Origin of the sequence: Parasynechococcus sp. (assembly GCF_045559935.1) — a bacterium.
In the GTDB taxonomy this organism is placed as follows: domain Bacteria; phylum Cyanobacteriota; class Cyanobacteriia; order PCC-6307; family Cyanobiaceae; genus Parasynechococcus.
The window spans coordinates 23,797-37,975 of record NZ_JBJLJL010000006.1 but is presented as its reverse complement, the minus strand read 5'-3'; the positions used below and the strand labels follow the sequence as shown (position 1 = coordinate 37,975).

The following is a 14,179-nucleotide window of genomic DNA, read 5'->3' as shown; positions in this document are numbered from 1 at the left end:
AAACTGAGAGCAGCCCCTCCTCTCTCCTCCCCCGCCTTGGTCGTCTCCGCTCCAGACCGCACCAGCATCGGCACGGATGCGCGCGGCAGCTACTGGATCACCACCTTCGGCTGCCAGATGAACAAGGCGGATTCCGAGCGCATGGCCGGCATCCTCGAAGCGATGGGCTACCGAGAAGCCAGCGCTGAACTGGAGGCGGATCTGGTGCTCTACAACACCTGCACCATCCGGGACAACGCCGAGCAGAAGGTTTACAGCTACCTCGGTCGACAGGCTCAGCGGAAACGGACCAATCCAAACCTCACCCTGGTGGTGGCCGGCTGCGTGGCACAGCAGGAAGGGGAATCGCTGCTGCGCCGGGTTCCGGAGCTTGATCTGGTGATGGGTCCCCAGCATGCGAACCGCCTGGAGACCCTGCTCCAGCAGGTGGACAGCGGTCAGCAGGTGGTGGCCACGGAGGAGCACCACATTCTCGAAGACATCACCACTGCACGGCGTGACAGCCGCATCTGCGGGTGGGTCAACGTGATCTACGGCTGCAATGAACGCTGCACCTACTGCGTGGTGCCCTCTGTGCGCGGCAAGGAACAGTCGCGCCTCCCGGAAGCGATCAAGCTGGAGATGGAGGGTCTGGCAGCCCAGGGGTACAAGGAGATCACCCTGCTGGGTCAGAACATCGACGCCTACGGCCGTGACCTGCCGGGCATCACGCCGGAGGGGCGCCGCCAGCACACGCTCACCGACCTGCTGCATCAGGTTCATGACGTGGAAGGGATCGAACGGATCCGCTTCGCCACCAGCCATCCGCGGTATTTCACCGAACGGTTGATCGACGCCTGTGCTGATCTCCCCAAGCTCTGCGAGCACTTCCACATCCCCTTCCAGAGCGGCGACAACGACCTGCTGAGGGCGATGGCCCGCGGCTACACCGTGGAGCGCTACCGGCGCATCATCGACCGCATCCGCGAACGGATGCCCGATGCCGCCCTGAGCGCTGATGTGATCGTCGCCTTCCCCGGTGAGACCGATGCCCAGTACCGCCGCACTCTGGAGCTGGTGGAATCGATCGGGTTCGATCAGGTGAACACCGCGGCCTATTCACCACGTCCCAACACCCCGGCGGCGACCTGGGACAACCAGCTGCCGGAAGCGGTGAAGGTGGAGCGACTGCGGGAACTGAATGCCCTGGTGGAGCGCACAGCGCGAACCCGCAATGCCCGCTACACCGGCCGCATCGAGGAGGTGCTGGCGGAAGGGATCAACCCGAAGGATCCCCATCAGCTGATGGGGCGCACCCGCACCAACCGGCTCACGTTCTTCAGCGCAACAGGGCCGGATGGCCACAACTGGAATCCCGGTGATCTCGTGAGGGTGACGATCGACGCGGTGCGTTCGTTCTCCCTGAGCGCCACCCCCCTGCCGGTGGCGGAACAACGCTGATACCTTTGGCGCGCCTCAGACCGCACAGCGCGTCGAAATGACCAGCCAGCGCAAGCATGTCGGCCTCGTGTTCGGTGGCGTCTCCGGTGAGCATGAGGTTTCCATCCGTTCAGCCAGCACGGTGCTGGCTGGATTGACGAGCGGCAGCAATCCGGAGCGTTACGCCGTGACGGTGCTCTACATCGACCGCGAAGGCCGCTGGTGGGGACCCGGGATCGCTGCCGCGGTGCTGGAGAGGGGCGAAGCCGCCACCGACGAGCAGCTCCCCCACCCCCTGCCGCCCGCAGGATTCCGGGGACTGCCGCAGGACTGTGAGGCCATCGACGTCTGGTACCCCGTGCTGCACGGCCCCAACGGCGAGGACGGAACCGTGCAGGGGCTGTTCCGCCTGATGCGCCAACCCTTTGTGGGAGCCGGTGTGCTCGGATCCGCCGTGAGCATGGACAAGCAGGCGATGAAGGCCGCCTTCGCGGCCGCCGGACTCTCCCAGGTGCCCTACGTCTGCGTTCAGGCCAGCGAACTGAAGGACGACACCACGTTCAACCCGCTTCTGAAGCGCATCGAACAGCTCGGTTATCCCTGCTTCGTCAAGCCAGCCAACCTCGGTTCATCGGTCGGGATCAGCAAGGTGCGCAACCGGGCGGAACTGGTTGAGGGCCTCCACAAGGCTTCCCTCCTGGATCCGCGGCTGGTGGTGGAGCAGGGGGTCACGGCACGGGAACTGGAGTGCGCCGTGCTGGGGCGGAACGACCTGAGGGCCTCCGTCGTCGGGGAGGTTCGTTTCGAAGCCGACTGGTACGACTACGAGACCAAGTACACCGCTGGACTGAGCTCCACACTGATTCCGGCGCCGCTTCCAGACGGCGTCGCTGATCGGATCCGACAGCAGGCTCTTCAGGCCTGCGAAGCGGTCGGGGTCCTGGGCATGGCCCGTGTGGATTTCTTCTACGACGAAGCAGCCGGAACGATCTGGATCAATGAGATCAACACCCTTCCTGGATTCACCAGCCAGAGCATGTACCCGATGCTTTGGGCAGCAAGCGGCTTAACACTCGATCAACTGGTGCACGAACTGGTGGAAACAGCTGGAGAATGAAGCAACGCCCACGGTCGACCCCCGCCTGATCCATGAGCCACGGCCTGCTCTGGTTACCCCTGCTGGCGGCCTTCGTGCTGCTCGCCGCCCTCGGCTGGCTGGAACGCCGGCGTCAGAACCTCTTCCGCGACTGGGCGGAGGGTGCCGAGCTGGCGAAGCTGGACGGCTGCGGCGGCGCGCGGCTGAAGGATGGCCATCTGATCTGGAGCAGCTTTGAAGCCGGACGTTTCCAGGATCAGGGGCAGTTCGATGTCTGCCGGCTGGAGCTGGTGGAACTGATGGCTCTGGCCTCAGGAGATGCCCCCCTGACAGACGAATCCCAGGGGCGCTGCCGCCTGCGCCTGGTCGGCAAGGACAAACAGATGGACGTGCCCTTCGCTGATGCGGACCGCGCCCGGCGCTGGGGCGATCAGCTGATGGCACGGGCCCGGTGCGATCTGTGACGAAGCAGGCGCCTGCGAAGCGACAGCGCAAGCCAGTGACCCTGACACCGCAGCTGGAACGCAGGCGTGCTCTGCGGCGTCAGCAGCGTGCGCAGCTGTTGATCCAGATCTGGCGCGTGCTGGTGCTTCTGCTGCTCAGCACAGGGCTGGGCTGGATTCTGCTGCGCCATGGCTGGACCCTGGAAGGCACCAATCAGGTGATCGTGCGCGGCGACACCGGGATCTCACCGGATCTGGTCGCCAAAGTCGGAGGGTTTTCGTTTCCGCAACCGCTTCTGGAGATCAACCTCAAGACCCTGGAATCACAACTGCGACAGGAGCTGCCAGTGCAATCCGCCCAGGCGGACCGCCGACTGCTGCCAGCGCGACTCGACGTGCAGCTGGTGGGTCAGATCCCCGTTGCCCGGGCGACCCGACGCCTGGCCGGCGGCATGGAAACGGGAATGGTCGACGGGGAAGGGCACTGGATCCAGACGAACACCAAAGCTCCCAGCCCGGCCCCGACGACGGCCATCACCGTTGAGGGCTGGAGCGCCGATAAACGGGCTGTGCTGGCCAAGCTTCTCGAACAGCGCGGCCGGATCAGCGACAGTCTTCAGACCATCGTCCTCCACCCCGATGGCGCCATCAGCCTCCGCACCCGAAGCCTCGGACTGATCGATCTGGGGCGCGACAGCGACCGACTGGTGCAGCAGATCGACGCGATCGTCCAACTGAACAGCACGATGCCCCCCCATCTGCTCGATCAAGGACAAGGTTCCATTGATCTGAGCAATCCGGATCGACCGGAACTGGAGCGACCCGCCAAGAAGCCCGAGCCCGCTGAGAAAGCGGCGCCAGGAGCTTGAAACGCTGACGAAGTGTTGCCGTTCCTTTCCGCCGGACGGAACGTATCCAAACTTTCCCGGTTCAGAGCCGCAGGGACATAATGCAGCCAAACCTGAACGGATCGGTCGAAAAGATGGAGATCGTCAGCGGTGCGTCATCCCAGCATGCCGCCGGCATTCAACCCAGTCAGTCCGCCCGCATCGAGGTGATTGGTGTTGGTGGCGGTGGCAGCAACGCCGTCAACCGCATGATCCTCAGCGATCTTGAAGGTGTCGCTTATCGCGTTCTCAACACAGACGCCCAGGCACTGATTCAGTCCCAGGCTCAGACGCGTCTGCAACTGGGACAGACCCTTACCCGCGGCCTGGGCGCCGGAGGCAACCCCACCATCGGTCAGAAGGCCGCCGAAGAGTCCCGCACCGACCTGCACGAAGCACTGCAGGGGGCGGATCTGGTGTTCATCGCCGCCGGCATGGGTGGAGGAACCGGAACCGGTGCGGCCCCGGTGGTGGCCGAGGTCGCTCGTGAGGTCGGAGCCCTCACGGTGGGCATCGTCACCAAGCCTTTCGGTTTCGAGGGCCGCAGGCGCATGCGTCAGGCCGATGAAGGGATCACACGGCTTGCAGAGCATGTGGACACCCTGATCGTGATCCCCAACGACCGCTTGCGCGATGCGATCGGCAGCGCACCGCTTCAGGAAGCCTTCCGCAGTGCCGATGACGTGCTGCGTATGGGTGTGAAGGGCATCAGCGACATCATCACCTGCCCCGGCCTGGTCAATGTCGACTTCGCCGATGTGCGCTCGGTGATGACCGAGGCCGGCACCGCCCTGCTGGGAATCGGCATCGGCTCCGGCCGCTCCCGCGCTGTGGAAGCCGCCCAGGCCGCCATCAGCAGCCCTCTGCTGGAGACGGAGCGGATTGACGGGGCCAAGGGCTGCGTGATCAACATCAGCGGAGGCCGGGACATGACCCTTGAGGACATGACCACGGCGTCGGAAGTGATCTACGACGTCGTCGATCCCGAGGCGAACATCATCGTCGGTGCTGTGGTGGATGAAGCCCTGGAGGGCGAGATCCACGTCACCGTGATCGCCACCGGCTTCGAGAACGGTCAGCATTACCGCAGCGAGCGATCTGCAAGCCGCCCCCTGACGGCCCAGGCTCAGCGCGGTGACCGCCGCGAGATCGATGACAACGGCGCCCGTATTCCCGAATTCCTGCGTCAGCGCCAGCATCAAAGCGACAGCTGAAGAGGGGTGACCCGGATTCCACGCCTGCCCTGAGCATCCCGTGTGGCTGCTCCCTTCCGGTCCTGACCAGATTTAGGCGTCCGAGCCGCATGGGTCCGAGTCGGATTGATGCTAGCAAGGAGCCACCAAGGGCTCAGCCCACTCCATGCGTCCAGCCGATCTGATCCGCTTCAAGCAAGACGGCCGACCGATCACGATGCTCACCGCATGGGACAGCCTGTCTGCGGCCCTGGTGGAGCTCGCCGGGGCCGATGCCGTGCTGGTGGGTGACTCGCTGGGAATGGTGGCTCTCGGGCATGCCACCACCCTTCCGGTCACCCTCGAGCAGATGGTGCACCACACGCAGGCCGTGGAGCGCGGCTTTCAGGCGATGCCGGCCCAGCAGCCCCTGCTCATCTCCGACTTGCCGTTTCTCAGCTATCAGTGCGGTGAGGACGCAGCGGTGGCCGCTGCCGGGAGGCTGCTGAAGGAATCCAGCGCCGCGGCCGTGAAGCTGGAAGGCGCCGAACCGGAGGTGGTGAGGGTCATTGATCGGCTGGTGCGCATGGGCATCCCGGTGATGGGGCACCTGGGGCTGACGCCGCAGGCGGTGCATCGCCTCGGCCTGCGGCGTCAGGCGGTGGATGCTCCGGCGCAGCAACGACTGATGAGCCAGGCCAGTGAGCTCGAGAGCACCGGATGCTTCGCGCTGGTGCTCGAGCATGTGCCGGACCAGCTGGCCGGGCAGGTGCGCCGTCAGCTCGCGATTCCGGTGATCGGCATCGGTGCCGGGGCCGATTGCGACGGACAGGTGCGGGTGACCGCTGATCTGCTGGGGCTCACGGCTCAGCAGCCCCCCTTCAGCCCCGCTCTGCTGCCAGGACGGCAGCTGTGCGCGGAGGCTCTGGAGCGCTGGGTGCTCGATCAACGTCAGACAGCGACTCCCACCACAGCAGAACCTCCACCAGAACCCGGTTGCTGAGAGCCATCCCCTCCGGATCGGACAACCGCCAGCGACCGGCCTCGCCCACCAGCAACCCTTCGGCGATGAACGGCTGCCAACGCTTCAGCAGTTGGTCGGGCGCTGGGCATCCAAGAGCCTGCAGATCCACCCCCTCCCTGCGTCGCAGGCCCACCAGCAGCAGATCATCCAGGGGCATGCCGGTGCCTCGCCACGGCACTGCAGCGGCTTCCTGGTCCAGCCAGACGCGATAGGCGTCCCGGGTTCTGGGCCTGGCCTGGCGCTCTCCCCACGGGGCTGAGGTGGCGCCCATGCCGAATCCCCACCAGCCGGCACCACTCCAGTACACCCTGTTGTGGCGGGAGGCGTGGCCGGGGCGGGCATGGTTGGAGATCTCGTAGCGACCGAGCCCGGCGGCTCCGAGGTGATCACTGGTGAGCGCCATCAGCTCCGCCGCCAGCTCCTCCTCCGGCAGATCCAGCTCACCCCGCTGCTGACGGCGCTCAAACACCGTGCCTGGCTCCACCGACAGGTCATACACCGAGACATGGGGAGACTCCATGGCGATGGCCTGCGCCAGCTGCTGCTCCCAGGCGAGGCGGGTCTGTCCCGGCAGGTTCTGGATCAGATCAAGACTCCAGGACCTCAGCGCGCCCTGCCTCAGCGCCTCCCGCATCCAGCGGCAGGCCTCCAGCAGATCAGCGCGCCGGTGACGACGGCCGAGCCCGGCGAGAACGTCATCGTCAAAGCTCTGGCCACCGAGGCTGATGCGGTTGACCCCGGTCCGGAGCACCGCCTCCAGCTGCTGCCGATCAAAGCTGGCGGGATCCATCTCGAGGGTGATTTCCGCACCCTGCTGAAGACCGAAACGGACCTGCAGCGCCTCAAGCAGAGCCTGGATCTGAGCGGCCGTCAGCAGCGATGGGGTGCCACCGCCGATGTACACCGTCGCCAGGGGCGGACCCCAGGGTGCAGCTGCGATCTCGCGATGCAGCAGGGACAGGTAATCGCGGATGGAGGCGCTTCCCGGTCCCCCGTCCGCGTGGGCCCGATCCCCCAGCGGCACCACAGCGAAATCGCAGTAGTAACAACGTCGATGGCAGAACGGAATGTGGAGGTAGGCGCTGCGGGGAGGAGGGGGATAGGGCATGCTGCGCACATTCGGATTGAGCTGCCACGACCTGAGCCCATGGTTGATCTGCTCATCCTGATGCTGTTCGTCGGCTCCGGTGGTGCTGCCGGCTGGATGGGGGTGCATCTGCTGCCCGCGGAACTGGTGAATCCCGCCACCGATGCGGAACAGCTGCGGTTGATCCTCACGGGTTCCGGCGGCGGCGTGGGGCTTCTCGCTGGACTGGTGTTCAAACGGTTGCGGCTGCGCCTGATGCAGCAGGTGCGCACCATGCCCACCGACCTGCTGGTGAGCCGCGCCATCGGCTTGATTCTGGGCCTGCTCGTCGCCAACCTGCTGCTGCTGCCGGTGCTGCTCCTGCCCTTTTCCGGTGGGGTGGTTCTGCTGAAACCGCTGCTGGCGGTGGTGAGCAATGTGTTCTTCGGGATCCTGGGCAGCAATCTGGCCGAAGTGCACGGCCGCACGCTGCTGCGCCTGCTCAATCCAGCCAGCAGTGAAGCCCTGCTGGTGGCCGACGGTGTGCTGACCCCAGCCACCGCCAAGATCCTGGACACCAGTGTGATCATCGATGGCCGCATCCGCGGGATGCTCGCCTGCGGGCTGCTGGAAGGGCAGGTGATCGTGGCGGAGTCGGTGATTGATGAGATGCAGCAGCTCTCCGATTCCACCAACGTCGAGAAACGTGCCAAGGGGCGGCGGGGCCTGAAGCTGCTCAAGGACCTGCGCGAGACCTACGGCCGTCGCCTCGTGATCAACAGCACCCGTTACGACGGGAAGGGCACGGACGACCGCCTGCTGCAGCTGGCGGATGACACGGGCGGAACGCTGGTCACGGCCGATTTCAACCTGGCCCAGGTGGCCTCGGTGAAAGCGCTCAAGGTGATGAATCTGAGCGAGCTGGTGATTGCACTGAGGCCGGAAGTGCAACCCGGCGACGAGCTCAATCTCAAGATCGTTCGTGAAGGCAAGGAGGAGAGCCAGGGGGTCGGCTACCTCGACGACGGCACGATGGTGGTGGTCAATGACGCCCGCTCCCTGATCGGCCAGAGGAAGCCGGTGGTGGTCACCGGAGCTCTGCAGACCCCCACCGGCCGGATGGTGTTCGCTCGGCTGGAGACCGAAGGGAAAGCCAAAGCGCAGGCCAAATCCAAGGGGCAGGGCAAACCGCCCCGCACCAGCGAGCGCAAGCCTGAAAGCCCCCGCTAGGCTCCTGCCACACAGTGATGGTGCGCGGTAGATGACCACCTCAGCCCCCTATTACGGCGACAGCGCCGTGATGAGGACTCCTCCTCCCGATCTGCCTTCACTCCTGCTCAAGGAGCGGATCGTCTATCTCGGCCTGCCTCTGTTCTCCGATGACGATGCCAAACGTCAGATGGGCATCGATGTCACGGAATTGATCATCGCCCAGCTGCTCTATTTGGAGTTCGACAATCCGGACAAGCCGATTTACTTCTACATCAACTCCACCGGAACCAGCTGGTATTCGGGCGATGCGATCGGCTTCGAGACCGAGGCCTTCGCCATCTGCGACACGCTCCGCTATGTGAAGCCTCCGGTGCACACCATCTGCATCGGTCAGGCGATGGGAACGGCTGCTGTGATCCTTTCAGCGGGCACGAAAGGCCAGCGCGCCGCTCTTCCTCATTCATCGATCGTGCTGCACCAGCCCCGCAGCGGGGCCCAGGGCCAGGCCACCGACATCCAGATCCGCGCCAAGGAAGTGCTCCACAACAAGCGGGCCATGCTGGAAATCCTCTCCAGCAACACCGGCCGCAGCGTCGAGGAACTGAGCAAGGACTCCGACCGGATGAGCTACCTCACTCCGGAGCAGGCCATGGAGTACGGGCTGATCGACCGGGTGCTCAGCAGCCGCAAGGAGCTGCCCGGCAACAGCGCCAACTGATCCCAGATTTCCACCTTTTTCGCCCTCTCACGTCCTGACCCATGCCGATCGGTACCCCCAGCGTTCCCTACCGCCTGCCCGGCAGCCAGATGGAGCGCTGGGTCGACATCTACACCCGTCTGGGAGTGGAGCGCATCCTCTTCCTGGGCTCCGAGGTGAATGACGGCATCGCCAACAGCCTTGTGGCCCAGATGCTGTATCTCGATTCCGAGGACAGCACCAAGCCGATCTATCTCTACATCAACTCCCCCGGTGGATCCGTGACGGCCGGTCTGGCCATCTACGACACCATCAAGTACGTGAAGAGCGATGTGGTGACCATCTGCGTCGGCCTCGCCGCCTCCATGGGCGCCTTTCTGCTGGCAGCCGGCACCAAGGGCAAGCGGGTGGCTTTGCCCCACAGCCGGATCATGATCCACCAGCCTCTCGGCGGCACCAGCCGCCGTCAGGCCAGCGACATCGAGATCGAAGCCCGCGAGATCCTGCGCATGAAGGAGATGCTCAACCGCTCCCTGGCAGACATGAGCGGCCAGGACTTCGACAAGCTGGAAAAGGACACCGACCGCGACTACTTCCTCAGCGCCGAGGAAGCCAAGGACTACGGGCTGATCGATCGGGTCATCACCCATCCCAGCGAAGCGTAAGCTCGCTGCTTGCACCGCCTCGCAAGCGCGCTCCGGATGGCCCAGCTCTTCTATGACTCCGATGCCGATCTCGGTCTGCTGAACGGCAAGACCGTGGCAATCATCGGCTATGGCTCCCAGGGCCATGCCCACGCCCTCAACCTGAAGGACAGCGGTGTCAACGTGGTGGTGGGCCTCTATGACGGCAGCCGCTCCGCCGAGAAAGCCAAGGCTGACGGTCTTGAGGTGCTGAGCGTTGCCGATGCCGCTGCCAAAGCGGACTGGATCATGGTGCTGTTGCCCGATGAATTCCAGAAGGACGTCTACGACAAGGAAATCGCGCCCAACCTGAGCGCCGGCAAGGTGTTGAGCTTTGCCCACGGCTTCAACATCCGTTTCGAGCTGATCAAGCCGCCGGCCGATGTGGATGTGGTGATGATCGCTCCGAAGGGTCCCGGCCACACCGTGCGCTGGGAGTATCAGAACGGCCAGGGCGTTCCGGCCCTGTTCGCGATCGAACAGGATGCCTCCGGCAACGCCCGCGCTCTGGCGATGGCTTACGCCAAGGGCATCGGCGGCACCCGTGCCGGCATCCTGGAGACCAACTTCAAGGAAGAGACCGAAACGGATCTGTTCGGTGAACAGGCCGTGCTCTGCGGCGGGCTCTCCGAGCTGGTGAAGGCCGGGTTCGAGACTCTGGTGGAAGCGGGCTATCAACCCGAGCTGGCCTACTTCGAGTGCCTGCACGAGGTGAAGCTGATCGTGGATCTGATGGTGAAAGGCGGCCTCACCGCCATGCGCGATTCCATCTCCAACACCGCTGAATACGGCGACTACGTGAGCGGCCCACGCCTGATCACCGCAGACACCAAGGCGGAGATGAAGCGTGTGCTGGCTGACATCCAGGACGGCACCTTCGCCAGGAAGTTCGTGGCTGAATGCGATGCCGGCAAGCCCGAGATGAAGCGCATCCGGGATCGCGACGCCGCGTTGCCGATCGAAAGCGTCGGCAAGGGTCTTCGCTCGATGTTCAGCTGGCTGAAGGACGCCTGATCCCTTGCTGTTCCAGTCCGGTGCCGCAGCGGTCCTGGCTGCCGCCGGACTGGATGCCCTGATCGGAGATCCGCTTTGGTGCCCCCACCCGGTGGTGCTGATGGGCAAGCTGATCAGCCGCCTGCGGTTGTGGGTCGAGCGCCTGAGCGGTGACCGGCCTGAGGCCCTTCGCCTCGGCGGTGGCCTGATCACTGCTGTGCTGGTTCTGGGAGCCGGGAGCTGCGGCTGGCTGGTGGAGCAGCTCGCCAGAGCCTCTCCGGTTGGCTCAGCCCTGCTGGTGCTCGGCCTGGCCAGCGCCCTGGCGGCCCGCAGCCTGCACGACAGCGTGGCGGCCATCCTCAGTGCTCTGCCGGATCAGCCGCAAGGGGATCTGACGGCGGCACGCGAACGGCTGAGCTGGATCGTCGGCCGCGATGTGCAGCAGCTGAGGGAGCCGGAGATTTTGAGAGCGGCCGCCGAGAGTGCCTCGGAAAATGCTGTGGACGGCCTGTTCGCACCGCTGTTCTGGATGATCATCGGCGTGGTGCTTCAAACGCTCTCACCGCAGCTGCCGGGACCGCTGGCCCTGGCCTGGGCCTTCAAGGCCAGCAGCACCCTCGACTCGATGCTCGGCTATCGGCGCGGACGCCTGCGATGGCTCGGAACCGCCGGAGCCCGGCTCGATGACCTGCTCACCTGGCTGCCCTGCCGGCTGGTGATGATCACGCTGCCGCTGGTGAGCCAGCCCTGGCGGGAGCTGCCGGCCCTGGTGCGCGCCGCCGAGCGGGATGGGGCTCCCGATCCCTCCCCCAATGCGGGCCGCTCCGAAGCGATCTACGCCCACTGTGCCGGCGTGCAGCTCGGTGGACGCAACCGTTATGGGGAGCGATGGATCGACAAACCTGTGCTGGCAGCGGATCTGCCACAAGCCGACCGCAACGCCGTCAATCGGATCCTGGTGCTGACCAGTCGGCTGGAAAGCCTTTGGCTGCTCCTGTTTCTGCTGGTCGCCCTGCTGATGGCAGGTCAGTAAGCGCCGCGATCCATGGGCAGAAGCAGCACGCCGAACGTGCGCAGGATGATCGCCAGATCCAGGCTGAAGGAACGTCCGCGGGCATAGGCCAGATCCAGCTTCACCCGCTTCTTGTAGCTGAGGTTGTTGCGTCCGCTCACCTGCCACAGACCGGTGAGACCGGGGCGCACCGCCGCCACTTCATCCATGTAGTCGCCGTAGCGGGTGAGCTCCCGATCAACGATCGGCCTTGGTCCCACCACACTCATCTCCCCCCGCAGCACGTTGAGGAACTGGGGCAGCTCATCGAGGCTCGAACGACGCAGGAACTGACCGACCCGGGTGATGCGGGGATCGCGCCGGAGTTTGAAATCCCGCTCGAACTCACTCCTCAGCCCAGGATCCTCATCCAGAACACGCGCCAGAACAGCGTCGGCATCGGCTCGCATGGTGCGGAACTTGATGCAACCGAAACGGCTGTAATCGCGACCGACCCGGCGCTGCACGTAGAACACAGGCCCGGGCGAGCTCAGCTTCACCAGGGCCGCCAGCAGGAGCAGCACCGGAGCACCAAGACCGAGCACCGCCAGGGAAAAAACAATGTCGCCGCCGCGCTTGAGGCCTCGGCCGGTACGACTCTGCTGGCGGATCAGCAGACCGGTCGGCACAGCGACCGGTGGGGCTGTGGTCACCGCCAGGTGAGGCCGATAGGTACCACGACCGAAGGCCAGACGAGCGGTCTGACGCAAGGAAGGCCGTGTGGCCGTCGTCAAGGCTCAGACTGCGTCTCGCCACACTCAACGTCACGAGAGCAGGCCTGGCACCTTTGCAGGGTCACTCGCGGCAACGTCACAGCTTCGGCGATGCGCCGCCCAGGCCCGCTGCAACGCCGCCTCGAACCGGGCAGCGAAAGCATCCGGCCCGAACCGTTCCGCCCAGCGCCGGATCACCTCGGCATCCAGCTGACGCCAGAGCCGCTGCTCCTCAAACCACTGCACCGCCTGCTGCAGAGATTCCAGCGTCTGATCGGGGAACAGAACCCCGGTGGCCTTGGGCATGCCGGCGGACGCGCAACGCACCGTATCCAGCAGGCCGCCCCGGCCCAGAGCGATCACCGGTGCACCGGACGCCATCGCCTCCACCGGTGCGATGCCGAAATCCTCGAGCCCCGCATACACGTAGGCCCGGCAGCGGGCCATCAACGCTTCCACCTGCTGAGGGGACTGGCGTCCCAGCAGGGTCACCGTGGGACCAGCCAGGGCCTGCAACCGTGCCCGCTCCGGACCATCACCGACCACCACGAGGGGCAGCTTCAGACGGTTGAAGGCCTCCACCACCAGATCAACCCGCTTGTAGGGCACCAGGCGACAGAGGCAGAGGTAGACGTCATCACGGGGGGCATCCCAGCGAAATCGGCCCACATCGACGGGTGGGTGGATCACCTCGGCCTGCCGCCCCCAGAACTTACGGATCCGGCGGGCGGTGAAACGCGAATTGGCGATCAGGTGATCCACTCGCTGGGCGCTGAGCTGATCCCATTGGCGCAGGGCATGCAGCTGCCAGCGGATCAGGGGGCCGAAACCGCGCCGGGCCAGGGCTGAGCGCTGCAGATAGGCATGCATCTGGTCCCAGGCGTAGCGGACCGGGGTATGCACATAACTGATATGCAGCTGATCGGGAGCGGTGAGTACCCCCTTGGCCACCAGATGGCTGCTGCTGATCACCAGATCGGCAGCGCCGAGATCGATCTGCTCGATCGCTAGCGGCAGCAACGGCAGGTACTGCTGCACATGGCTGACGCCCCAGGGCAGCCGCTGGATCGGAGAGGTGAGCACGGAGCGGCGCTCGAGCCAGCTGCCGGGGCGTCGGCTCTCGCCATCCACCAGCGCAGCGAGCTGGGGCTGGCGATCCGCTGCCGTGAGCAGAGCATCGATGGCCTGAACCACCAGCTCAGCTCCTCCACTGGAACGAGGCGTGAACCACTCGTGAACCAGGGCAATGCGCCGGGGCAGGGCATCTGGAGCCGGCGGCATCGTGTACGGACCCGATCGATACGAAGTCTCTCAGCCCGTTGCCGAGGCTGGATCAGGTCTCGATGCTGGTGGTCATGGCCAGCTCAACCCTGCCGATCAACGCACTCCTGGAGGAGGCCCTGAACGAACCGGACATCGGCACGACGGGCCGGTTCCGGTGGCACGCCACTGCTGTGGGCATCGCTGCCCTGTGGATCGATGCCAATCCCCCGCTCACTCCACCGTTTGAGGATGCGTTGCAGGAAGGCCTCAAGGTGGGACTCGACCTCAGCCGCGAAGAGCGTGAATTCCACCAGGTGCAGCAGGGCCTAGTGCTGCTGTTTCATTCATGAACAAAACGGAGAGGGTGGGATTCGAACCCACGAGGGTGTGACCCCTACACGATTTCGAGTCGTGCGCAATCAACCGGACTCTGCCACCTCTCCAGACGCCATCCGGCGCT

At 65.1% G+C, this 14,179-nt stretch carries 14 protein-coding genes, 1 tRNA gene, 1 other RNA gene and 1 pseudogene; 12 read left to right on the top strand and 5 right to left on the bottom strand.

Annotation, left to right across the window (positions count from 1 at the left end; all coding sequences use genetic code 11):
- The first annotated feature begins 36 nt into the window (after positions 1–36).
- From miaB to ftsZ, 5 genes are all read left to right on the top strand, one after another.
- Positions 37–1,440: a tRNA (N6-isopentenyl adenosine(37)-C2)-methylthiotransferase MiaB gene (gene miaB / locus ACJ0G7_RS02875; protein ID WP_407395130.1), complete on the top strand. Its 1,404-nt coding sequence runs from the start codon at positions 37–39 to the stop codon at positions 1,438–1,440.
- A 37-nt stretch (positions 1,441–1,477) separates the two neighbouring features.
- On the top strand, positions 1,478–2,536 hold the full coding sequence (locus tag ACJ0G7_RS02870; protein WP_043696118.1) for a D-alanine--D-alanine ligase family protein: 1,059 nt from the start codon (positions 1,478–1,480) through the stop codon (positions 2,534–2,536).
- 32 nt (positions 2,537–2,568) lie between these two features.
- Positions 2,569–2,979, top strand: coding sequence for a hypothetical protein (locus tag ACJ0G7_RS02865; RefSeq protein ID WP_043696115.1), 411 nt, complete (start codon positions 2,569–2,571; stop codon positions 2,977–2,979).
- A complete protein-coding gene (locus ACJ0G7_RS02860) occupies positions 2,967–3,827 on the top strand; it encodes a cell division protein FtsQ/DivIB (RefSeq protein ID WP_407395129.1) in 861 nt (286 codons plus the stop codon). The genes ACJ0G7_RS02865 and ACJ0G7_RS02860 overlap by 13 nt, the downstream gene beginning before the upstream one ends.
- 113 nt (positions 3,828–3,940) lie before the next feature.
- Complete coding sequence (ftsZ, locus tag ACJ0G7_RS02855) at positions 3,941–5,059, top strand: cell division protein FtsZ (protein WP_255475575.1); 1,119 nt, start codon at positions 3,941–3,943, stop codon at positions 5,057–5,059.
- Positions 5,060–5,064: 5 nt separating this feature from the next.
- Here the strand turns inward: ftsZ and ffs are convergent.
- Positions 5,065–5,161, bottom strand: an RNA gene (gene ffs / locus ACJ0G7_RS02850) — signal recognition particle sRNA small type.
- Between the two features lie 43 nt (positions 5,162–5,204).
- On the opposite strand from ffs, the gene panB reads away from it, so the two are divergent.
- Positions 5,205–6,020 (top strand): 3-methyl-2-oxobutanoate hydroxymethyltransferase, encoded by an 816-nt coding sequence (panB, locus tag ACJ0G7_RS02845; protein WP_071839751.1) that lies wholly within the window; start codon positions 5,205–5,207, stop codon positions 6,018–6,020.
- Here panB and hemW read toward each other — a convergent pair.
- Positions 5,917–7,149: pseudogene (hemW, locus tag ACJ0G7_RS02840) on the bottom strand (radical SAM family heme chaperone HemW); the annotation flags it as partial. The gene panB and the pseudogene hemW sit on opposite strands and share 104 nt — an antisense overlap.
- A gap of 39 nt (positions 7,150–7,188) precedes the next feature.
- Between hemW and ACJ0G7_RS02835 the strand changes: the two are divergent.
- From ACJ0G7_RS02835 to cbiB, 5 genes are read left to right on the top strand one after another with little or no spacing between them, the layout of a single operon-like run.
- Positions 7,189–8,337 carry a PIN/TRAM domain-containing protein gene (locus ACJ0G7_RS02835; protein WP_043696104.1) on the top strand — a complete coding sequence of 383 codons (1,149 nt, stop codon included), beginning with the start codon at positions 7,189–7,191 and terminating at the stop codon, positions 8,335–8,337.
- 31 nt (positions 8,338–8,368) lie between these two features.
- A complete protein-coding gene (locus ACJ0G7_RS02830; protein WP_043696100.1) occupies positions 8,369–9,037 on the top strand; it encodes an ATP-dependent Clp protease proteolytic subunit in 669 nt (222 codons plus the stop codon).
- Positions 9,038–9,078: 41 nt separating this feature from the next.
- A complete protein-coding gene (locus tag ACJ0G7_RS02825; protein ID WP_407395128.1) occupies positions 9,079–9,681 on the top strand; it encodes an ATP-dependent Clp protease proteolytic subunit in 603 nt (200 codons plus the stop codon).
- 36 nt (positions 9,682–9,717) lie between these two features.
- On the top strand, positions 9,718–10,713 hold the full coding sequence (ilvC, locus tag ACJ0G7_RS02820) for a ketol-acid reductoisomerase (protein WP_043696093.1): 996 nt from the start codon (positions 9,718–9,720) through the stop codon (positions 10,711–10,713).
- Between the two features lie 4 nt (positions 10,714–10,717).
- Positions 10,718–11,725 carry an adenosylcobinamide-phosphate synthase CbiB gene (gene cbiB, locus ACJ0G7_RS02815; protein ID WP_407395127.1) on the top strand — a complete coding sequence of 336 codons (1,008 nt, stop codon included), beginning with the start codon at positions 10,718–10,720 and terminating at the stop codon, positions 11,723–11,725.
- Here the strand turns inward: cbiB and ACJ0G7_RS02810 are convergent.
- Positions 11,719–12,477 (bottom strand): sugar transferase, encoded by a 759-nt coding sequence (locus ACJ0G7_RS02810; RefSeq protein ID WP_043696086.1) that lies wholly within the window; start codon positions 12,475–12,477, stop codon positions 11,719–11,721. The two genes, cbiB and ACJ0G7_RS02810, sit on opposite strands and share 7 nt — an antisense overlap.
- Positions 12,478–12,507: 30 nt before the next feature.
- Positions 12,508–13,737: a glycosyltransferase gene (locus ACJ0G7_RS02805; RefSeq protein ID WP_407395126.1), complete on the bottom strand. Its 1,230-nt coding sequence runs from the start codon at positions 13,735–13,737 to the stop codon at positions 12,508–12,510.
- A 62-nt stretch (positions 13,738–13,799) separates the two neighbouring features.
- Between ACJ0G7_RS02805 and ACJ0G7_RS02800 the strand changes: the two genes are divergently transcribed.
- Positions 13,800–14,069, top strand: a complete 270-nt coding sequence (locus ACJ0G7_RS02800; protein ID WP_043697541.1) for a hypothetical protein — start codon at positions 13,800–13,802, stop codon at positions 14,067–14,069.
- Positions 14,070–14,075: 6 nt separating this feature from the next.
- Here ACJ0G7_RS02800 and ACJ0G7_RS02795 read toward each other — a convergent pair.
- Positions 14,076–14,162 (bottom strand) — tRNA-Ser (locus tag ACJ0G7_RS02795).
- Between the last annotated feature and the right edge of the window lie 17 nt (positions 14,163–14,179).